Annotated in this window: 18 protein-coding genes and 1 pseudogene; 8 read left to right on the top strand and 11 right to left on the bottom strand. The window is 53.7% G+C overall.

The window, feature by feature from the left end:
* Positions 1 to 199 precede the first annotated feature (199 nt).
* From AC2FH0_RS17720 to AC2FH0_RS17710, 3 genes are all read left to right on the top strand, one after another.
* Positions 200 to 1273 (top strand): AraC family transcriptional regulator, encoded by a 1074-nt coding sequence (locus AC2FH0_RS17720; RefSeq protein ID WP_496702887.1) that lies wholly within the window; start codon positions 200 to 202, stop codon positions 1271 to 1273.
* Between the two features lie 68 nt (positions 1274 to 1341).
* Positions 1342 to 2088: a porin family protein gene (locus AC2FH0_RS17715; protein ID WP_496692144.1), complete on the top strand. Its 747-nt coding sequence runs from the start codon at positions 1342 to 1344 to the stop codon at positions 2086 to 2088.
* A 95-nt stretch (positions 2089 to 2183) separates the two neighbouring features.
* Positions 2184 to 3518 carry an alpha/beta hydrolase gene (locus AC2FH0_RS17710; RefSeq protein ID WP_496789990.1) on the top strand — a complete coding sequence of 445 codons (1335 nt, stop codon included), beginning with the start codon at positions 2184 to 2186 and terminating at the stop codon, positions 3516 to 3518.
* Positions 3519 to 4048: 530 nt separating this feature from the next.
* Here AC2FH0_RS17710 and AC2FH0_RS17705 read toward each other — a convergent pair.
* The 3 genes from AC2FH0_RS17705 to AC2FH0_RS17695 all read right to left on the bottom strand — a co-directional run bounded on the left by AC2FH0_RS17705 (position 4049) and on the right by AC2FH0_RS17695 (position 7296).
* Positions 4049 to 4939 carry a DUF2950 family protein gene (locus AC2FH0_RS17705; RefSeq protein WP_496707147.1) on the bottom strand — a complete coding sequence of 297 codons (891 nt, stop codon included), beginning with the start codon at positions 4937 to 4939 and terminating at the stop codon, positions 4049 to 4051.
* Position 4940: 1 nt separating this feature from the next.
* Positions 4941 to 6269 (bottom strand): DUF3300 domain-containing protein, encoded by a 1329-nt coding sequence (locus AC2FH0_RS17700; protein WP_496789988.1) that lies wholly within the window; start codon positions 6267 to 6269, stop codon positions 4941 to 4943.
* Between the two features lie 190 nt (positions 6270 to 6459).
* The gene (locus tag AC2FH0_RS17695) at positions 6460 to 7296 is read right to left on the bottom strand and encodes an amino acid ABC transporter substrate-binding protein (protein WP_496692140.1); all 837 of its coding nucleotides are present in this window, start codon (positions 7294 to 7296) and stop codon (positions 6460 to 6462) included.
* Positions 7297 to 7665: 369 nt separating this feature from the next.
* Between AC2FH0_RS17695 and AC2FH0_RS17690 the strand changes: the two genes are divergently transcribed.
* The 4 genes and pseudogenes from AC2FH0_RS17690 to AC2FH0_RS17675 all read left to right on the top strand — a co-directional run bounded on the left by AC2FH0_RS17690 (position 7666) and on the right by AC2FH0_RS17675 (position 10609).
* On the top strand, positions 7666 to 8538 hold the full coding sequence (locus tag AC2FH0_RS17690) for a hypothetical protein (protein ID WP_496692139.1): 873 nt from the start codon (positions 7666 to 7668) through the stop codon (positions 8536 to 8538).
* The gene (locus AC2FH0_RS17685) at positions 8535 to 9299 is read left to right on the top strand and encodes a hypothetical protein (RefSeq protein WP_496789987.1); all 765 of its coding nucleotides are present in this window, start codon (positions 8535 to 8537) and stop codon (positions 9297 to 9299) included. Before AC2FH0_RS17690 ends, AC2FH0_RS17685 begins: the two co-directional genes overlap by 4 nt.
* Before the next feature lie 114 nt (positions 9300 to 9413).
* A complete protein-coding gene (locus tag AC2FH0_RS17680; protein ID WP_496703652.1) occupies positions 9414 to 9686 on the top strand; it encodes a DUF3604 domain-containing protein in 273 nt (90 codons plus the stop codon).
* A gap of 219 nt (positions 9687 to 9905) precedes the next feature.
* Positions 9906 to 10609 (top strand): annotated as a pseudogene (locus tag AC2FH0_RS17675) (DUF3604 domain-containing protein).
* Positions 10610 to 10979: 370 nt separating this feature from the next.
* Here the strand turns inward: AC2FH0_RS17675 and AC2FH0_RS17670 are convergent.
* The 8 genes from AC2FH0_RS17670 to AC2FH0_RS17635 all read right to left on the bottom strand — a co-directional run bounded on the left by AC2FH0_RS17670 (position 10980) and on the right by AC2FH0_RS17635 (position 20341).
* Positions 10980 to 11930, bottom strand: coding sequence for a DMT family transporter (locus AC2FH0_RS17670; RefSeq protein ID WP_496703650.1), 951 nt, complete (start codon positions 11928 to 11930; stop codon positions 10980 to 10982).
* Positions 11931 to 12043: 113 nt separating this feature from the next.
* The gene (locus tag AC2FH0_RS17665) at positions 12044 to 12802 is read right to left on the bottom strand and encodes an alpha/beta fold hydrolase (RefSeq protein WP_496789986.1); all 759 of its coding nucleotides are present in this window, start codon (positions 12800 to 12802) and stop codon (positions 12044 to 12046) included.
* A 360-nt stretch (positions 12803 to 13162) separates the two neighbouring features.
* Positions 13163 to 14134 (bottom strand): D-cysteine desulfhydrase family protein, encoded by a 972-nt coding sequence (locus AC2FH0_RS17660; protein ID WP_496709587.1) that lies wholly within the window; start codon positions 14132 to 14134, stop codon positions 13163 to 13165.
* 61 nt (positions 14135 to 14195) lie between these two features.
* Complete coding sequence (locus tag AC2FH0_RS17655; RefSeq protein WP_496789984.1) at positions 14196 to 14924, bottom strand: TSUP family transporter; 729 nt, start codon at positions 14922 to 14924, stop codon at positions 14196 to 14198.
* A gap of 100 nt (positions 14925 to 15024) precedes the next feature.
* On the bottom strand, positions 15025 to 15768 hold the full coding sequence (locus AC2FH0_RS17650) for an aspartate/glutamate racemase family protein (protein ID WP_496789983.1): 744 nt from the start codon (positions 15766 to 15768) through the stop codon (positions 15025 to 15027).
* Between the two features lie 28 nt (positions 15769 to 15796).
* Complete coding sequence (locus AC2FH0_RS17645) at positions 15797 to 17035, bottom strand: NAD(P)/FAD-dependent oxidoreductase (protein WP_496789981.1); 1239 nt, start codon at positions 17033 to 17035, stop codon at positions 15797 to 15799.
* A 4-nt stretch (positions 17036 to 17039) separates the two neighbouring features.
* Positions 17040 to 19253, bottom strand: a complete 2214-nt coding sequence (locus AC2FH0_RS17640; RefSeq protein ID WP_496789980.1) for a TRAP transporter permease — start codon at positions 19251 to 19253, stop codon at positions 17040 to 17042.
* Positions 19254 to 19333: 80 nt separating this feature from the next.
* Positions 19334 to 20341: a TAXI family TRAP transporter solute-binding subunit gene (locus tag AC2FH0_RS17635; RefSeq protein WP_496709582.1), complete on the bottom strand. Its 1008-nt coding sequence runs from the start codon at positions 20339 to 20341 to the stop codon at positions 19334 to 19336.
* Positions 20342 to 20470: 129 nt separating this feature from the next.
* Here AC2FH0_RS17635 and AC2FH0_RS17630 point away from each other — a divergent pair, with 129 nt between their 5' ends.
* Positions 20471 to 21448 (top strand): LysR family transcriptional regulator, encoded by a 978-nt coding sequence (locus tag AC2FH0_RS17630; protein ID WP_496697300.1) that lies wholly within the window; start codon positions 20471 to 20473, stop codon positions 21446 to 21448.
* Positions 21449 to 21540 lie beyond the last annotated feature (92 nt).

Below are 21540 nucleotides of genomic sequence, written 5' to 3'. Positions count from 1 at the left end.
TCATTCTTGTTGGGATGTCAATTTTTAGACTGAGATCAGCGGATGGTAAGGCTCTGTGCTCTCAAACCTTGCCAGCTGGAGCCTGACTTTCTCAATTCAAAAAGTGTGTTTGGCTTTGACACAGGTCAGGGACGCCGAGCTGCGCCGGACTATGTTTGGAGTGCTCAAAATTTTCATTGTAGTACGTGTAGGATGTAGGATGACGGGCCAGGACGGGAACGCTCAGCACAGGACACCGCCACTTGCGCGCGGGCGGGTTCTCTTACCGCTGTTGGTGGCTTATCGGGAATCCGGTCGATCCGTAGAAGACCTCCTTGCAGGGTTCGATCTTGCGTTTTCAGAGTTGAGCGCCCCAAATTGCTTCATTCCACACGATACGATCTACGCCGTGTTCGAAGCCGTCGCGCACAACACATCACCAGATTTTCCAGCACTTGTGGGCCAGACTTCAGATCCGACCGTTTCATCCCCATTTGGGCAGGCCTTTCGGACCGCCAATTCCCTGGCTGATTTCATCGGCAGGTTCTGCGTTCATGCAGGCAACAATACAAATGCGGTCACGATGACACTAGATGTCTCTGGAGATTACGCGGTGCTTTCTGCTAAGCGCAGGTTCACGCCGCACTGCTCTCCAGCCTATATGGATGCGTTTCAGATCAGCCGGTGGGCCACGTTACTGCATGAAACCGCTGGTCAGAATTGGGAAGCGAACAAGGTTCTTGTTCGGGTGAACCGTCCTGATCTGCTCCCGTCATACTTCTATGGTATCAGGGCAGTAGGTGCGGGCCCAGACGGGTATTCCTTCCGCTTCCCAAGCCCCTGGCTTCTGCATGATTTGGTTAACCGAACCGCCGCTGATGGCATTCCGGCAGGCCAGGACGACAAAAACCCGGTACCAACAGACTTACTGAGTTCGCTCCAGAGCGTTGCCAACTCAATGGTTGGGCGAAATGACTTTTCAGTTACGGCGCTTGCCAGGGCATGCGGTGCTCGTGGCGCTGTTCTCAATCGCCGACTTGCGGCTTATGGGACATCATTGTCGCGCATAGTCATCGAAGCCAAATGCGACCGTGCTAAACACCTGCTTTCCAGGTCTGAGACGTCAGTGGGCGATATCGCCGACCAGCTAGGGTATTCTGACGCAACCGCTATGACACGGGCATTCAAGAAATGGACGGGACAAACACCTTCCGATTTTCGCATCCACGAACTGAATCGCCACGAGGCATCTGTTCCGATACTCGACCCGGTCGAATGCGATTGTGAAGCGTAACAGGAATAAGGCGCAACATACTTTTGCCGCGCTTCAAACTCGGGATAGGTAGAAAAGGGGAGCAGGCCATGGAGTGGATACAAAAACGAGGCATCGTCGGCAGCTTTCTAGTTGCGGCGACGACGCTCCTCGGCGGATCAGAAGTTGTGGCACAGGATACCGATTGGGGCTTTTACGGCAGCTTCTACATGTACGGCGCAGACACCAAGACAACCATTGGCTCGCTGGAGTCGGAGCTGAGCTTCAGTGATGCGGTTAAAAACCTTGATCTGGCATTCATGGGTACACTTGAGGCGCGAAATGGCCGATGGTCGTTGATCGCGGATTACATGCGCACAGACCTGTCCTTTGACGGTGATACCCCCGGCCCGGTGTTCAGCGGCGCTGAAACCAGTCTGCAGACTCAGTTCTTCAGTGGGTATGCCGCTTACACAGCCTATCAGGCCCAAAACCTGGCAGTGGATTTAGGGGGCGGGTTTCGTTGGTTTGCGACAAGCAGTACAATCACTCTGGTCGGTGGGCCCACCCCGCCGCCAAGTGCAAAGACCAGCGATGATTGGTTAGACCCTCTGATCGCGGCCCGTATCCGGTATCAGATCAATGACCGGTGGTCGGCCGTAGCCTTGGCCGACTATGGTGGGTTTCGCTCAGACCGCGAAACGGCGCAGTTCATAGCGACGGTAGGTTATGCCATCACCCCAAAGTGGAATCTGCGTGCAGGCTATCGCTACATCATGGTCGACAAAGGTGAAGGTCAAGACAGGTTCAAGCTTTCACAATCGGGGCCCGTGTTGGGTGTGACTTACAGCTTCTGAGTACCGGCATGATGCGAAAGATGGCGACACCAAACACAAACAGATCGGGGATCCTTGAGTTGCGCCGGGACGTAAGCGGTGATGCCCACAGGCGTGTGACCGACAATAAGAGCCGAGGTCGAACAATCTGGCGCAAACATTTGACGAAAGGAACAAGCAGGCGACTGATTGCTCCGGCTCTGCATTTGGCAATCGCGTGTTCTTGCTGTGCACTCGCCGCTTGCGGAGCAAATATCTATGACGAAGTTGAGTTGATGCCCTCGCCAACGGTCTACGCCGAGGCCGCCTTTGACCCTTTCGTTGATATCACTGCCGAAAATTTCAATCAGCGCTCGCAGCTGTTCTACGCGACGGATCGAATGCCTGCAGTTCCGGGCGACCCACAAGCCTTTTACAATAATGAACGCGGTCACCTCCTGCGCACCGGTATCACCAACGTGCAGATCGATCCCCGACTGGATTCATGGGAAGATCTTCGCCGCATCACTATGACGAACCGACGAGCAACGGATTACAATCTCAGCGTCTCTCACGTCCAAGAGATTGGCGTCATGCCATTTAGTGTCACGCGTTATCTTGAAGACCCTCCGTCACAACAAGATATGGAGGCGGTCGGTCGTCGTTTTGCCGAGAAGATTGAGGATCAACTTGCATCCTCTCGCAACAAAGACATCTTCATCTACATCCATGGCTACAACGTCGATTTTGATTACTCGACGCTTGTTTCCAAAGAGTTACAGCATTTTCTGGGCTATCAGGACGCATTCATCAGCTACAACTGGCCTGCAACACCCCATCGGCTCGCGTATTTTCGTGATCAAGAATCCGCGTTGTCGACGCGCCGCAACCTTCGATCCCTTATCGAATACCTGTCAAAGCAAACAAGCACGCGCCGCATTCATCTCATAGGATACAGCGCAGGTTCGAGACTCGCATTTGAAACAGCTTACCAGATTGCACTTCGGTCGAGCCCTAAACCGCGGCTGGGGCATTTGATTCTGATCAGTAGCGACCTTGATCGCAGCTACTTTTTACAGGCGATTGAAGACGGCCTGCTTGATGCGGTTTCAGATGTGACACTTTATCAGTCGCAGACCGATTCAGCGCTCGCCATGTCGCGGTTCGTTTTCGGACGGGACCGTCTGGGTCAGGTTTCTGACGAAGCAATAAACGCATCGATCTTCCAGAATCAACTGTCAGAGATCGGTTCCCTGCACATCATCGATGTGACCAGGGCTGAAGAGACCAGTGCAGGAAATGGTCATTGGTATTTCCGGTCTTCACCGTGGGCCAGCAGTGACTTGTTCCTTACTCTGCTTACAGACCGGCCCCCTCAGGCGCGTGGACTTGTTCGCGCCACAGGCGAAGCAGTCTGGAGTTTTCCGTCGAATTATCCGCTGGTACTAAAGCATTATCGTATGAGCAACTGAGTTTGACCAACGCAAGTTCAAAGTCGATCACGGATTCCTCACGTGGCACAAACGTTGGACGGAACCCCGACTACTTTGTTTCAATGCATGCCGCATCTATCGAAGCCAATATTCGCTGCATCGCAGGAGGTTGGAGAAGAAGGGCTCACAACGGAGTTCGGATGTTTTGCAAGATCCGTGCTCATTATGACCCGTCGCCTGGCTGAACCAGCCCAATCCAGACCTTCGCCCGATATTGGCGATGCTGCAGCGTGGCCCGTCAGAGAAGACATTCGCTGCAGAAGCAATGCTGCACGGCGCACGGAGGTCTGGAGTGCGGGACAAAGCGGCCATTCGGTCAAACCATAGCGGGCAAATTGGGTCGAATTGAATCAAGGGCAATTATTTCATCGATTATTTAGATTTCCCAAAATCGATCCTTCCCGAACCATTGCCACTTAAGTCGAGAATTGCATTCAATCTACACCTGCACGCGGCAACAAAGCGGTCAAACCAAAGCCCGGCAACAAAGCGTCGCCGCCAATCTAAATTTACTCGGCTGGTGACCAATTTGGGCCGGGATCATAGGTCGATATCTCAGCTGTTCTTTCAAGCGTATCCGGCCCAAAGTCCGCCTCGAACACGGTGCCGTTTTCACCCACGAGAAAAGAATGGATACCCGTTTCTCCGTAGTCCGCAGGCACCGCAAGCAAGGCGTGACCTGCCACGAACCGATCGCCGACAAAATAGGAATAGGCACCACCCGGAGCATTTGGTCCCTGCCCCTGCAAAATTGCGAAGTAGTAACCGAGGAAAGGTTCGGGTTCGAAATCATCCGCACCGTCGCTCCACCCCGAGGCGGTGGCGCGGGCAAGGGCTTCACCGACAAAACTGTCTTCTTCTGGCCAGAAGAGGCCGTTTCGTGCGCCGGGATCCGATATGATCGTTTGGGCAAATTCCATGACGCCATCGCCATTGTGGTCCACAAGACGAAACGCCGCCTGAAGATCAACATAGGCCTCAAGCGTTTCGATTACTTCCAATTCATTCAGTCCGATTTCACGGGCGGAAAGCTCCTCTACCCCGGCTTCTAAATCAAACTTCCAACCATTCTCAGCTTGCAGAATTGGGATCGGAAAGGGCCAACTATCTTCGCCAAGCAGAAGAAAAACCCCATCATCCTCGGGCTGAAAGCGGTATCCCTCAGCATACATGCCAAGCACTTCCTGCCTTCTTTGCTGATCTTCCACCGGATCACCCGTTCCGATTAGATCTTCTGCCTCTGGTCCGAAAATCTCGAGCAGCTTGTTCTGGTCATCGGCCCTTAACGCTTCGACAAAAGCGTCCAGCGCGGTTTGCGGAGTTTCGAACAGGGCACCGTCGGAAAACGCCGGTCCAGTAGCCACTGCGATCACTAAAATAGAAAAAACCGATTTACGCATGTTACCGCCTCCCCTTGCCTTTGGCAGCATGTCCCCGTTTGGACGCCTTGTGAGCTTTGCCGCCTGAAGATTTTTTCTTCATAGCCTTACCTTTGGACGCAGCGGGTTTTTGCTGAGCCCTGGCCTTTTTTACCTGAGGTTTCTTAGCTGCTTGCGGTTTCTTTTTGACAGGCTTCTTCGCCGCATCTGGCCGTTTAGTCCGATCGATGGCCTGCTGCTTGGCAGCAGCCTTGTCCCGATCAACGTTACCGCGATTCACCTGCGGCAAGGACTTGCCCCCACTACCTCGATTGGCCAGAGCACCGCTCGCGATAGCCCCCGCCCCTGCACCGGCTGCAACTGCTGCCGCGCCTCCCCTGCTGATGTCTGCAGCACCGGATTCACGGCTCAGTTTTGCGCGGAGTTCGTCCGTGCGACCCTCGGGGCGGTCGACAGGCAGGTCGCCGCGACCACCTTCCGGCCTTTTGTGATCAGCGATCTTGTCCCGGGCTTCCTTTTTTCGGTCAGGATCGGGTTTCCATCCGATATCAGTTCGGTCACCAAGATCTATATCGTTACCGATATTGACGTTGCCGTCGACGTCTATGTCGATGTCCGGGTTTCTGTATATCGGGCCACCGCCCCATCCGCCGCAATTCCGGCACCCCCAATAGTCATACCAATCGTCGTCATCGTCGAAAATCTCGTCGATCAGCGCCACGGTGCCAAATGTCAGCAAGGCCGCGCCCACTACGTCCCCGGTCGACGGGCCGGTATAGACAGTCTCGGGATTATATTGCGGGACGTACACTGTTTCGGGTTGTGTCGGAGTAATTACAACCGTTTCTTCATCAGATACCTCGACAGTTTGCTCGGGCCCGGAAACAAGAGCTCCGCTGTCAATTGCCTGATCCCGCATTACCTGCACCGCATCCAGTACATCGTCGGACTGGGCCAGCATGGCGGTGCCGACTGTCTCGGTCCAATCGATGTGGGTGGCCATTTGACCGACGACTTCGGGGAACGCCGTGGCCAATACACTTACAGACGGATCCCAGCCCATAGCTTCGATTTCCGGCTCGAGCTCTACGGGGTCGCGGTCGGCGTTATCCAACAAATACCGTTCTGCTTTAACAATCTCCAGTGGCTGAGTGGCCGCAACGAATATCTGTATGAGTAGAGTGTCGGGAAAAAGAGCCACCGGGGCGACCAAAGTTTGCAACTCAGCATCAGATAAAAGGTCGGATGAAGTTTCAGACGTAACTTCCGTTGCAACAGTATCGGACGCCTCTTGTGCGAACAGGGCGTTAGATGTGCTTAAACTGAGAGCAAATATTATATATCTAAACATATTGCGATCCTTCAATTTATCGAAGGATCGCCTAAGACCGTGATTCTGGCAACTGGCCTGCCAAATGGAGGATCATTTAGTAAAACATGGTCATTGGTCAAGCTGGCTTGAGCCGTCAATTTGCTTACAAGGCCAGCTTCTATTGTGCAGGGCGATTAACTCCCGACAAAACTGTTTTGCGCGACAAGCTTCAGGGATTAATGGGGGCGAAAACATACAGAGCTTTTAGTGCTTCGCTCGGCTCCACCCCCGGCAAAGCGAGACGAAATATCTCTTCCATTGTGCCCTGAGCATACATTTCTGACAGAATACTATCGACAACGAGTCGAAAGTTATCGTCACCCCTCGCGATGGCCAATCCTTGCTTTTCTATCGTCAGTATTTCCTGGGATAGTTTGAATTTGCCCTTTAGTCCCGCAGCAATGTAGTTGACCAGCAAAATCGACTGATCTGCAAAATAGGCGTCAATTTCACCGTCTCGAAGTGCTTTGATACCGTCTGGGTGTGAAGCGAACCGCACCATTTCTGCGTCGACACCTGCAGCTTCAAATGAATTCAGAACGGACGCTTCTGTTGTTGTGCTGCTTCTCATTCCAACCTTCTTTCCCGCGAGTGCACCCATGGTGCCCTCAGCCTCGATTGGTAACAATATGGACGTGCCATCGACATAAGTTGGAATTGAGAAATCAACAATTTCGCGTCGGGAAAGTGTAATCGACGCTGCCCCGCAGAGCATATCCACCTCTCCGGAAGCTACTTTGTCGAAACGATCCTTAGAGTCGACCGGAATGAACTGAACATTCAAATCCTTCAATTCCAGTTTCTGCGCAACTACCTTCGCTACATGATCGCAAATCAACGGCGACAGACCAAATGGGCGACCTTGGTCGTTAATGTAAGACAACGGAGCAGCATCTGTTCGAAAACCAAATCGGATTTCGTTGTTTTTTGTTATCCTGTCGATTGTTTGGGCAACCGCGCCGGTTGTGAATAGAACCGTCACAATAAGTATAGAAAGCAAGCGCATGGTTTTTCCCTCTTTAGTGGCGTAACACCCTTGTGGAGGTGAAAAGCACCCTGTGTCGAGAGTAAAACACATTGTGTCGCCTAGGAGTCGGTCTGTTGATGAGAGGTGCTGGCATGGCGACGAATCGAAAGTATACCCTCGCAATATTGGCAGATGCCCGAATGCATCTGCTCCTGCTCAGGGCTTAACGCGAGAGAAAAGTCTTGTGGGCAGAGCTTATGCTCGAAGTTTCAAAGGACCCGCGTCAACTGCAAGTCGTTGCGACAACACAACACCGCACCAGTATATTTTCGTGGTGCAAACTGTTGACCTTCGCCGTGACGCTGTACGTTAGGGTTGATATTCAACGGTGAGGTTGAGCGAAGGGTAATGGGAATAGAACTACAATGGAGTTTGGCGGAACTTGGGGCGCGTAAAACCGTACCTTTTGCCTTTGTGTGTTTACTGTTCTTCGCATCCTGCGCAACCACGAACCCAGAACTTTTGAAGTCCGAGTTGAACGCTCGGCCCAGTGCACAGAATGCGTCGCCAAGCGACTACGCCGGGGAAGTTCAATTTAGCATCTCAAACAAGATTCCCGCTCGTGGGAAAAACCTACCTTACACATTTAACGCGGGCATCAGCAGTGTTACTTCAACGCGCCTAGGTTTCCGGGGGCTCTTAGATCTGCGAGAAATCCAAGTCCAAGCGCCAGCGCTTCTGTCGGGTACTCTGGAACAAAGTTGCTCTTTGAATGTTGATTTTGAACTCGACGACGCCCGCGCCAGCGGTGATCTCATTGAACTCGTAGGCTCAGTGGACGTCGAGCTTTATCGTTGTCGAAACGAAGAATCCGAGGGGACCAACGGGCGTGGAGTTCGCTTTATCTCGACGACTGTTGGGATCGCCGCAGCGGCACGCGCCAATGTTCAAGATCAATGCGTTCACTTTGATCTTGCCGACGTCGTGCTTCAACCTACTGGGTTTGTCGGCGGGTTGGTTAACCTAATTGGCCTCACGGAGCGTGTCGAGGAGGTCGTTCTCACCAAGGCAAAGGAGTTCACCGAAGAGAATGTGATTTGTCCGGAGATGCCTTCGGAGCTTTCTTCGTTGAATCCGGTTTTCGACGCCGGCGGTACACGAGAAATTGGTGACGGTGGCATCGGTGTTGCGTTGAGCGGCTCAATCGACACCAGTGCGATGACGATGATGGAACTCCTGGCGGTTATGCAATCTCGCGGTATTGTTGGGGGGGCAGGATGATGGATCGGATCTTTCTTCTGATACTAGCTACTGCCGGGCTTTTCGGAACCGCGCTGCTGGCTGAAGAGGTTACCTTCGAAGCAAACGGGGACGTCAAGCTAGGAGGTCGTGAGTTTCCCGTCGATCTGGCATTGAGACTAAAAGATGTGAACGCGACAAGGATCTCAATCGAAAGTGTCATAGACCTACGCCGAACAAACGAAGTACTTGTAGAGGAACTCAAACGAGCCGCGTTTGTAGATGTCTGCAACGCACTGATCGGTGTGACCGAAGCAACGGCCCGTGCCGACGATACAGTGATTTCGCTAAGTGGGAGGATCGAAGCAGAGCTTTTCCGATGCGAAAGCCGCAGCGGCGGTGGATCTATACGCGGCGAGAACACTTTCGCTGGTGGTTTGACGGTGGGTGCTTCCGCTTCGGCCGAATTCAAAGATGACTGCCTTTTTTTCCGTTTGGATGACCTGAGACTTGCTCCGGATCAACTCACCGAGTCGTCCGATGCAAAGGGTAATGTCGAAAAGGTTCGGCAGGTATTCATCGAGACCGCGAACGCAATACTTCAAAGAAACCCAGTATGCCCAGAACTACCTCCCGAACTTGTCTCTCTCTCGCCAACTTACGACGCCGGTGGCACACGGGAGTTAGGGGAAGGTGGCATCGGACTGTTCTTCCGAGGTTCAATCGAAACGAGTACTGAAGCGATTATTGACATCCTTCAGGTGCTCCAGTCGAAGAAGGTGCTTCCACCTCCGCCCCGCTGAACCTAGCCAACGGCTTAGTGCGGCAGATAGAATTTAATTATTTCGAAGAACAGGAACGAGTCGTAGAAATATGCATTTAACGTAGCATCATTCGTGCAATAGATGAGGTCGAAAATGATCCGTTTTGCATCTGTTCTTACCAATTTGCTTGCTTTTTGCGCCCATGCCGAGGACATCCCGAGCACTCAACGCGGCGACAGGCAGTATTCACCTTATCCACGGCAGAGCTTTCCCAATCAGGTCTTTTTTGGCGACACTCATTTGCATACGTCCGACTCTGCAGATGCCGGTATGATCGACAACGTGCTAGGCCCTGAAGAAGCCTACCGCTTTGCCAAGGGCGAGGTGGTGATATCCAGCACCGGTGTCGAAGCTAGGCTGCGCTGACCATTGAACTTTTTGGTGGTTGCCGATCACGCTAAGAACTTGGGTCTCGCGCCGCTGTTGGCAGCGAAAGACGCCACGCTTTTCACGCCTGAGTTTGGGCAACAACTTAACGCTGCCGTTGAACCCACTGCGAACCCGATCCGTTTCGAAGAAGTCGTGGGCGGCATCGGTGGCGACGAGAAGGTTGCCCAATATGCATGGCAAACTTCGGCGTCGGGAATGGCGGCAGTTTGGGCAAGAGAAAACACACGCGAGGCCATTTGGCACGCTCTTGCTGGGAAAGAAGTCTACGCAACCACAGGTCCGCGCATGCGCATTCGCGTTTTTGCCGGATACGATTTTGAAGATACGGACCTGCCGCGTGCAGATTTTGCCGCGTATGGATATGAAGGAGGCGTCCCGATGGAGCCAATCTAGACCGCATTCAAATCGTCAAAGGGTGGTTAAATAGCGACGGGACAACTTCGGAACGCGTTTACGATATATCTTGCGGCGGGCGCGAACTAGTGAACGCGAAGTGTGGCGGACCCGTTGGCGGCACGGTTGACGTTGAGAGCGCTACTTGGACAAACGATATTGGTCAGGCAATTCTATCCGGGTATTGGGAAGACCCCGATTACGATCCGGAACAAAGCTCTTTCTACTATGCCAGAGTGTTGGCAATACCAACGCCACGTTGGACAACATACGATGCCAAAGTGCTCGGAACCGAGATCCCTGACGAAGCCCCACGGTCGATACAAGAGAGGCATACACATCGTCAATCTGGCACACACCTTAGGGACGATTGTTATAAGGCTGAAACCAGAATTTACTTGTTCCGCTTTGGGCTCATACCAGACCCCGGTGCCGTTGCAGAAAGGGCTCCTGCCCCACCTATAACTGATCATGCGGACAGCCCATTCCGAACCTTCACGCCATAATCTCCATGCTGCGGCGCGGCCCGTCGAACCTGCCGTTCGCTGCGAGCGCAAAATCAAAGGCTGCTTGAACTCGCAAAGTGCGGGACGAAGTTGCCCTTCGCCTGTCTAGGATCAAAGACCGCAAGCGGCCCAGAGCCGACATCCCTCAGCCAACTTACATGCTGCGGTCGCAGCCCGCATTACTGCCCTTCGCCGCGAGTGCAAAGCCAGAAGGCCATTATGCTCACTGTTTGCGGACTTTGCAGCCATTCGGTTGCCCCTGCTGAATGTCCGCTACTCAAAAATAGACCCGACGCTTGGCCTGGTCAGTTGGTGACGACGGGGGTCGTCACTCCGTAATGTGGTGGTCAAAGGTATTCCAGAAAGCGCCTCATTCTGCTTGTTGGGGCTTGCGTTTTGTGAAGCGGGAGAAAAGCCGCCCATCTGTTACAGCAAAGCCAAGAGCAATGATGGCGAACCCGACCCAAGCTTCCGGCTCCATCTTTTCACCAAGGAACGTGACACCAAGACCGATAGCGAACGGTGGGATCAGCAGCGTAACCAAAAGAAGATTGGCGGCTCCGGCGCGCGCAAGGATTGCGAAATAAAGTACATAGGCCAGCGCTGTTGATAGAGCGGCCATCCCAATAAGCGCTGCCCATACACCAGCAGACAGAGCGAAGCTTGGGGGGCCATCCATCACGAGAACAATCGGGATCATAAGCACTGTACTGCTGATCAGCATGCCAAGTGCGTTCACAAGTGGTAGTTGGCCTGAAAGAGCAGTTCTACCCCAGACACCGGCAAAAGCATACGAGAGCGTCGCCCCAAAGATAGCCAACTGCGCCAAGTTACTCGGATTGAACTCAGTCAATGCACTTGGTCCCATAATGAAGGCCACCCCTAAAATACCCAGGGCGGCACCTGCTATTTTCTTCGGAGTCAGCGGCTCATCCTTTAGAAGCAAGCCAGCCACGACCGCTGCAAACATTGCCGTCGTTGCGTTGAGTATTGAAGCCAACCCGCTGTCGATTTGCGTTTGCCCCCAGAAGATCAGCGAGAATGGAATAGCGTTATTGAGCGCTCCCATAACGAGATAAGCGCCCCATACCCGAGGGGCACGTGGAACTCTCAATCCTTTGAATAGGACGATGAGTGCCAGTATTGGGACAGCCCAGATCACTCTATGCAGCGTTATTGTCAGCGGGGGCACTTCAGTCAGTGCGACCTCGCCAAAGAAGAAGGACCCGCCCCAAACAGCAGCGAGCAGAAGCAGCATGACGCTGGCCGTAAAATCCATTGCTGGCATGGGTTGGTTTGTCATGTCTTCTGGTTCCGTCACTAACTATCACCTAACGGATTAGCTGACGTGCCCCCGACACCGCGACCCGTTTCTTGCGGAAAGCCAAAACAATGCCAACTCTCATCTATCCAATTGTGAACGGCTGCATTCGCCTATCGGCGGAGTGCCTCAGCAATCATTTCTGCAAGCCTTTCGGGCTGATCAACGCTCGCCCAGTGTGTGGCATTATCGAGAACGATCCGATCCATCTTGTTTTCTTCTAACCAGCGGACGGTGCTATCCGGACAGTTATCAGGGTTGTAGAGATAAATCACATTTGCCGCGTTCTGCAAAAATTCGCCGGGCACGCAGCTTGCTGAAAAACGCCGTGCGTCGGTGCCGAGTTGCCACAGCGCCAGAGTATCAGCCTTCGAAACTTCATTACGATACCGTCGGATGATTGGTGCCGTTTTCGCCATTTCATCAAGCCGCTCAAGAAAAGCTGCACGAAACGCAACCGGATCACTGTAGTCCGCGGCAGCTCCCGAAAAATAGGCATCCTCAGCGGTGATATTACCCTCTAGAGAAATAATGGTTGTCAAAGGACAGTCGGCCCTTTTGGCGGCCAGGGAGGCTATGATTGAAGCAACCGAATGAGCGACAATGATCTCAGCTCCGTGCTTGATCGCTTTGTCGGCGACGGTTTGTGCAAGTGCTTCAAGAGTTGTTGCCTTTGCCAGAGGCTGAGCGCCAAACCCCGGAAGATTGATGGGTAGCAAACGATAGCTATTGGCGAGGTGGGTGTCAGCCAAACCTTCAAACATGCTCGCATTGCCACCAAAGCCTGCAGCACAGAGAATGGTGGGTCTTTCATCGTTCATTTGACTGGGGTGTTTGGTCATTTCGGCTTCCAGAGCATCGTTTGCAGACATTAACACTGCTCCGCAGCATTCGACAATTCGAGCTCGTTACGGTCATCGACAGGCAGTACAACTTCACCTTTTTCAGACGAAAACCTGACCGTCGCGCACGGCCCGAAGGAGACATTCATCGTAAGTGCCGCCGCAGCAATGCGGCTTCGGCCTCTCGCTGCGCTCGCAAGATCGTTCGCCATGCGAATTCACAGATCGCGCAACAATCCTGCCGTTCCCAGCGAAGAACTCAGTTGCCACTCGCGAACCAAAGCTGACCTTGCGTATTCGCAAATCGAGCCGGAACGGGCTAAAAAAATCGTTTGGGTACTAAAAGTACAGCCAAGCAGGGTCCTGATCCGGATTTGTGCTTTGGACACCTCAAGCCGGGTTGCCTACTAGCTCTTTTTGATACCCGAAAAGTGCGGGCAACCCGCCCGTGTGCAGCAAAACGACTTTCTCACCTGGTTTTATCTTTCCACGTTCGATCAGGTCCAGCAAACCGGCGAATGTTTTGGCAGAATAGACCGGGTCTAGAAAAACCCCTTCGGTTCGGGCCATTTTCTCCAAAGCAGCGCGTGTTTTGGCATTCACTTTGCCATAGCCTGGCGGCAAGGCTTCATCCCAAACATCAATCCTGTCCTGTAGAAAACCTGCGTCGATATTCAGCAAATCCGCGAGATTCTGCAGAACGGTTTTCATTCGAGCCTTTTGCTTTTCACGATCCCGGCGCACGCAAATCCCAAACACCGAGGCAATGCTTTCTTCCAGCGCCAATCCGGTTAGCAAACCGCCATGTGTCGCGCCGCTGCCTGACGGGACAACGACCGCATCGAAATCTGGCATCTGCTGGTACAATTCCTGCCCAGCGACGACATAACCCAGGGCTCCTAGGGGTGGATGATGCAGGCCAAGGTGAATAACGTAAGGTGTGCAACCTTGGGCTTTCAATTCGTCGGCGCGTGCATGCAATGCCGCGTCCGCTCCGGGTTCGTCTTCGCCCTCTGGGTAACTCATTTGCTCGGCACCCAAGATTTGTGCCAGGAGTACATTTCCGGACGCATAATACTCTGATCCCATGTCCGGCACACGCTCTTCCAACTGAAGCACCGATTGCATACCCAGTTTGGCCGCTGCGGCGGCTGCAGATCGCACAAAATTGGATTGAACGGCGCCCGTGATCAGAATGGTATCAGCGCCTTTTTGCTGCGCATCTCCTAGATAAAATTCAAGCTGCCGTGTTTTGTTGCCACCAAAACTAAGCCCGGTCAGATCATCACGTTTCAGCCAGAGATCGATATCCAGCTCGGCCGATAGGTTGTCCAGGTGCTCCAAAGGTGTTGGGCCAGACATGAGTTGGGCACGTGGAAATCTGTGCAGATTTTCGTTTCGTATCATCGTGTGACCTTTGAGATTAAGCCGTCATATAGGCGCGATAGAACAGAACACAGCACGCGATCAGTGAAACCACGCGGATCGATGCTATGACGACCGCCTGTGGCAAGTAGGGACCTGTCGCACGGCCAAGTAAGCTGCCGATCAAGGTTATGGCGAGGAACCCCCATACTGACGACCCATACGAGATTGATTGTGCCCCGGACAGATTGTGCAACAAAAATGCGATGCCATATGCCACCAGCGCTATTGGTTGAACCAGCTTTGCCACCTCTTTGGCGGACCGACCCTTTGCAATCAAACCGAACACCATAAGTGGACCCGGGGTTGCCGCCCATACAGTTGCAAGCCCGGACAATCCGGTAACAGCTGAAAACCCGACGTTTCCAATTAAGCCACGCAAGGGGAGCAAGGTTGTAATCAAGCCGATTAACAACAGGCAGGCCGTCAGGGCGAGAACAAACGCCTCGCTCAAAAGGGGATAAACAATGCGGCCAGCAGCCACTCCAACGACGCATCCAATGACCGCAGTGACGATTATTCGCCGATTGTTTTTCAGAACATGCCGGTCCGTTGCCACCGCTGACACAACGGTGTTTAGCAGAAGCAAAATGGGAACCGCCGTCGGCGTGCCAAGCATAATCATCATGGGTGGCCCCGCAATGATGCTAAATCCGATGCCAACCCCGACTTGCAGCATAGCGCCAAGGCAAATAGCGGTCATCAGGATGTACAGTTCAGCGGGCACTCAAACTCCTATGGATCGGGGGATTGTTGCAGGGCCACAGGTACCTTGATTGACCAGCTGAGGTCTACTTCAATTCCAACCCGCCTACGGCACGGCGCGGTCAGCGCTGCCACGGCATCATTCCAGAGTATGGTACTCGGGCCGCCACAGAATGCGCCATATGCGCCAGTGTTGTAAGGTCAAAAACGGGAAGCTGCAGTTCTTCCTGAAGGCGCGCGGCATATGGCGGCAGATCTGTACACTCCAATACCAATGACCGAATATCCGGAGCTTCAAGCATAAGACTGCGAGCGGCATCCAAGACCTCGGCTTCGATCAGATCAGTATCCATCCTCGTTCGTGCGTTCCGCAAGATCACCTCGGCGAATTCTGATGTACCTTCCAAGCCCTTCACTGCCACAGGAACACCGGCTGCACCGACACCTTCAAAATGCTGGGGCGTCAGTGCCGATGCATCCGCAGTCAGCACGCCCACTGGGGCGCTGGCCCCGGTCATGTGATAAGCCAGCGGCACCTGGATCAGGCTGGATGCAAAAACAGGAACGGAAACCGCCGCTGCCAATTCCTTTTGAAACAGGGCCAGGAAGCCACAGCTGCCGGTGATGGCACGAACGCCCTCAGCCTCAAGCCGCTTGGCTCCTTCAATGAAGGGGGTCAGTAATTCGGGCGTAGGGTTGTTCAGCAAGGTTGGGACCGTCACGCCATCGATCATCTCATACAGGACCGGAAATGGCAGGCTGGATGGGTTCTTGATATGGCCCGGCGGTTTTGGAAAATAACTTTCAAGGCACAGAACACCGATCGACGCGCCGCATATATTCTGACCGCCTTGGTAAATTGGCATTGTTATTAGACCTTTCTGACTTGAGTGTTCAAAACCTAGCCAACGAAAACGGCGCCATATCGACGTTCGGGCTGCGACCGGATACAAGATCCGCCACAAGCTCACCGGTTTTCGGGGCCATCATTAGCCCGTAATGTGAATGTCCGAACGCGGCATACAGCCCGTCTGAGCCGTTGATCGGCCCGATAGCAGGCAAACTGTCCGGAAATGATGGCCGTCGACCCATCCAGAATCGTGCCTCGCTTGTTTCGAGGTCTGGCAACATCGCCTTTGCCTGTTCGGTCAGGATTTCTTTCTTGCGCGGATCAGCGGGCGCATCGACGCTGCCAAATTCGGCCGTGCCGGCGACTCTCAGGCCGCCCAGCATCGAGCTTGCGACGACCTTTGCGTCCACATCCATGACCGAGTTGTTCAATTGGACTGAACGGTTCGGGAATTCAACGTGGTAGCCGCGCTCGGCAACAAGGGGCACTGGCAACCCAAACGGTTTCAGCAGGTCGGCGGACCACACCCCAGCCGCAAGTATAAGCCTGGGGGCGTGCAGCGTATCCTGTGATGTTGTAATCTGCCAACTTCCATCTTGGGTCTGGATCAACTTGGAGACTTCGGTTTGTACGATCTCGGCCCCTTGCATGCGTGCTTTTTCAGCCAGAACTGCCCCCAGACGTCCTGGTGAGGTTACGCGTGCCTGACCTTTGATCACGATCGCGGCTTTGAATTCTTCTGACAGTGCAGGTTCCAGGCCGCGCAACTCGGCACCATCGACAAGCTCCAGATCGCCTCCTTTTTCCTGACGGATCAGATATCCAAGCCCATTCAGATCAGCCTGCTTCCGGTGGCGAAAAGCGTGAATATAGTAGCTGTCAGTGATCAGGTTTTCGTGCCCGGTGCCTTGGAGATGGCGACGATACAGGTCGATAGAAGGGCGGCACAAAAGCTCCATCGCGTCCGAGATTTCGCGCACTGATCTTTCGCCAGAGTTTCCCAAAAACCGCAGCCCCCAGGGGATCATTTTCGGCCAGAAACTGGTTCTGACCGAAAGCGCGCTTTTAGGATCCAGTAGCATCTGGGGCAGTGATTTCCATATGCCCGGCATCGCTTGCGGAATGATTGACCACGGCGACACTACACCTGCGTTCCCGAAAGAAGTTTCCTGCCCCGGTTGACCGCGGTCAATCAGCCGAACCGGAATGCCGCGCTCTTGTAGCGACAAAGCGCAACAAATGCCGACGATCCCTGCGCCGATAATGGTCACTTGTTCTGTCATGGTTTCACGCCGGTGAGTGACTGCGGTTGCGGGCGATCAGTTGGGTGACGATGACAGGTGAAGCCACGGCCAGCGCGATCAGATCAGCAGTCAGGCTGGGCGCGACAAAGATAATCCCAGCGATGGCTAACAGAACGCGCGATGCGATATTCAGCGGACTCAACCAATACCCAACCACAGCCGCCGACAGGGCAATAACCCCGGCGATGCAACTGGTCGCGGTATAGGTGAACTCCCACAGGTTAAACCCGGTTGAGGACACGAATAGCAGCACCGGCGCATAAACAAAGGCCATAGGCGCTATCACTTTGCCCAAACCAAGGGTGAAGGCAGAAAGACCAGTTCGGAACGGGTTCGAGTTCGCAATGGCAGCCGCGGCATAGGCTGAAGTACAGACCGGTGGTGTAATTTCGGACACCACACCATAGTAGAGTACGAAAAGGTGGCTGGCGATGGGTGGAACACCCAGTTGCGCCAGCGCAGGCTGCGCCACTGACACCAGCATGATATACAGCGCGGTGGTCGGAATGCCCGCGCCCATCAAGATACAGACGACGGCGATGAACACCAGTGAGATGAACAATTGTAAGTCTTCCATCGCAAAGAACTGGAAGCTGCCGAACGAGATCATGTTGTACAGATCCGATGCCAGGTTGCCTGCGCCCTGTGTAACCATGAAACCGATGCGGAACCCGATGCCAGTGGTGTTGATCACGCCTACCACGATACCGACCGCAGCAGCGGCGGCGCCAACGGCCAGCGAGTATTTAACGCCCAACTCGACCGCTTGCAGCATCTCGGGCACTTCGATGCGTTTCTGCGGGTTCAGCGTCGCGACGACTGTCAAACCGCACAGGATTGCCGTCATGGTCAGGTCAAAGCCACCATCTGAGAATTTCCACAACACAAAGGCCAGAAACGCTGCTGCGTAAATCAGTGTCGGTGGGTGCTTCAGTCGCGACATGCCAGCGATCACGGCAAGCGAGATTCCACAAAAGGCCGACATGAAGGGCGTATATCCAGTGAACAAGACCACTAACAATCCGATCAGCGGCACTATATTGGCCCAGCCTTCGGCCCAGACGGCTTTGAGCTGCGGCAGTTGCTCTTTGGTCAGACCTTTCAAGTTCAGCTTGCGCGCCATCAGGTGCACCACGGCAAAGACGCCAACATAGTGCAGAAGGGCTGGAAAGATCGCTGCAATCACGATCGTGGTATATGGAACCTCGAGGAACTCGGCCATGATAAAGGCGGCGGCCCCCATGATCGGCGGAGTGATCTGACCACCAGCAGAAGATGCTGCTTCGACGCCGCCCGCAAAGTGGCCGGGGTATCCTAGACGCTTCATGTTGGGAATGGTCAGCGCGCCGGTCGAAACGGTGTTGGCCACCGAAGAACCCGAGATCGTGCCGAAGAAGGCCGAGGATACCACCGACACTTTTGCCGGACCGCCGGTATAACGGCCCGCCAAAATAGTTGCATTGTCGATGAACAGCTGCCCCAGCCCCGTACGCTGCGCGATCACGCCAAACAGCACAAAATGAAACACGATGGTCGAAACAACCCAAAGGGTGACGCCATAGATGCCTTCCTGCGGGAAATACATCGACGACACGAAGGTTTTGAAGTTCACGCCGGGATGTTGCAGCAATCCGGGAAAATACGGCCCCAGCAGGGCATATGAGATAAACACACAGATGATCAGGGGCAGCACCCAACCCAAGGTGCGGCGCGCGATGTCCAGCACAAGCAGGATAATGATAACGCCCAAGATCACGTCATAGCTATTGGGGTTACCCATGCGAAACGTCTGTTCCTCGATACCCAGAAAAGGAATGCCGCGCCAGGCGACGCCAACATACAGCGCTGCGATGATCCCCAGCACCATGAAGACCAAGTCGTATAGTGGGATGTTGCCTATGCGAAACCGGCTTACTTTAAGCGCATACAGGCTTTTGGCCCCGATAATCGGGATTGTCGCGTAGACCAGAATGAACAACAGGGCCAGATAAATGCCCATGTGCCAGTGATCGGCAGGCAGGCCAAACCCGGCTGTGAAAAATTCGTAGAATGCAAAGATCAGGGCGACGACGCGCAGAACAATTCCGGTTGTCGGAGTTACCTGCCGGACGGCGGCGCCTTCGTCGAATTGTTCTTCGATTGCAGCCAGTTCCTCGGCTGTCAGCTCGTGGTCATCAAGCTTTTGTGTCACGGACATGATGGCCCCCTGATTGCGCGTATTTTGAGTACCCGGTGCTCAGATCTGAGCACCGGACATTTAAGTTTCGTGAGACAGAGTTACTGAAGAAGCCCGGCTTCTTTGTAGAACTTCTCGGCACCCGGATGCAGCGGAACACCCAGCGCCTCGACGCCGTCCAACGCCGTATCTGGTGTGATCTGCTTACCCTTGGCATGACCGTTGTCCAGCAGCTTGCGAGTGTTGTCATTCCAAAGAGCTTTGGTCATCTGATAGACCAGATCATCGGACAGGTCCGAGGATACAACCAGCATCGCGCTTACCGCGGGGGTCTTCGTATCCGCATCAATACCTTCATAGACGCCGCCAGGGATGGCCGAAGGGATATAAGCCGGAATGATCTCATTGATTTTGGCCAGATCCTCATCGCTGAACGAGTGCAGGTTCATACCTTTGGTCGAAGACAGCTGCACCATCGCTGCAACCGGCCAGCCTGCGGCATAGAAATAGGCATCAAGCTGACCATCGGCCAGCCGCTCGGCGCTCTGGCTGTTGTTAAGCTCGGCCTCATCCATGTTGTCACGGTTAACGCCCCAAGCATCCAGCATCTGCAAAACGGCAACCTGCGTGCCGGAACCAGCCTGCGCAATACCAACGCGCTTGCCTTCCAGATCACTCAGATCGTTAATCGTCGAGCCGGCCGGAAGCACCAGATGCAGGTCTTCGGGGAACAGATTGGCGACGATGCGCAGTTTTGGATGGGGTTTGCCTTCGAACTTTCCTTCACCCAGATACATCGAACGGGTGACGTCGGCTGCAGCCAGCCCGGCCTCAAGTTCTCCGTTCTGCACGGCGGCATTGTTGAAGACCGAAGCGGTGGTGGATTGCGCGATCGCGATCAGGCCCGGAACACCGCACTGGCCGCCTTCTTCACACGGGCGCGATCCCGGAGGGGCGGAGATTCCGTTTGCGATGGTGCCACCGATGGGGAAATAGGTTCCGCCAGCGCCACCGGTGCCAATACGGAAGAACGTTGGGTCCTGCGCCAGCGCGGGGGCTGCCAGCGCGCCCGCCAATGCAAGACCAGTCAAGCATTTCACAAATTTCATTATCATCTCCCTTGTTGGAATTTCGGTTTTGGTTTTCCCAAACTTCGATCCTGCAAGCGTAGAGACAAACTTCATAAATACAAATTTGTTATATTTCACTAAACTAAAGTTTTGCTTATGTTTAAGAATATGAACCTAACTCAGCTAACCGTATTTCGTGAGGTGATGGAGACCGGCTCCATCTCTCAAACCGCCAAGAAACTAAATCGCACGCAGCCTGCAATCAGTCTTGCGTTGAAAAACCTTGAAAAATCTCTGGGCCTGATGCTGTTCGAACGTAAAGGACGGCGTTTGGTGCCGGTTCCCGAAGCGCATTATCTTTTGGCAGAAACGACAGGCATTCTTGACCGCCTTGCGTCGATCTCCAACACCATGGAAGGTCTCATCAAAGGGCATGCCGGAAGCTTGAATATTGCAACGATGCCTGGTCCATCTGCCTTTTTGTTCCCGCGTTTCATAAGCCAGTCAGTTGGCGAAAACCCCGAAATTCGCATAACACTTTCCACTCGCAGCTCACCTCAGATTATGGAGCTTGCGGGATCACAAAACATCGACTTCGGCTTTGCTGACTTCGAGCATTCAACCGGTAAAGAACCCCAATACTCCGCCGAGCTTATCCAGGCAGATTGCTTCTGTGCCCTTGATCGCGATCATCCGCTTTCATCGCGCCAGAGCTTGGCCTTATCAGACCTGGATAGAACGCCAATGGGCGGCCTGCATCCTTCACACCCGTTTCAACGAAAAATCCGGCAGGAGTTTGAAAATGTTGCCGCTGAATACAACCCAACGGTAACTTGCCAGTACTTTCTGCCATTAATCCCCTTTGTGAGTTCAGGACAGTGTTGCAGCATCGTAGATCCGCTGACAGTTGCGACTGAGCGTGAACTTAACTTCTCGAATGGCAAAGTGGTTTTCTTACCCTTCACGAAACCGCTCAGATATGAGTATGCCATCCTCGAACCAAACCACCGACCACCGTCCCAATTGGCACTACAGACCAAAGCGGGATGGAAGGCAGAAGTGTTGAGGATGTTGGATGGTGTGAAGGCAAACCCCCTTTCCTTTTGGGTAGATGAAGCAGGGACAGAACATAATAGATCACAATAGACCTTACGATCTGAAAACCAATTTTTGTGTTTGGCTACTGTGTGACCAAAAGCCGGCATTCATGCATGTTGCAGCATTCGTGACTTTGGGCT

It is taken from the genome of Ruegeria sp. CDSC051, from assembly GCF_059610665.1.
This window is presented reverse-complemented; position numbering and strand designations above follow the sequence as displayed.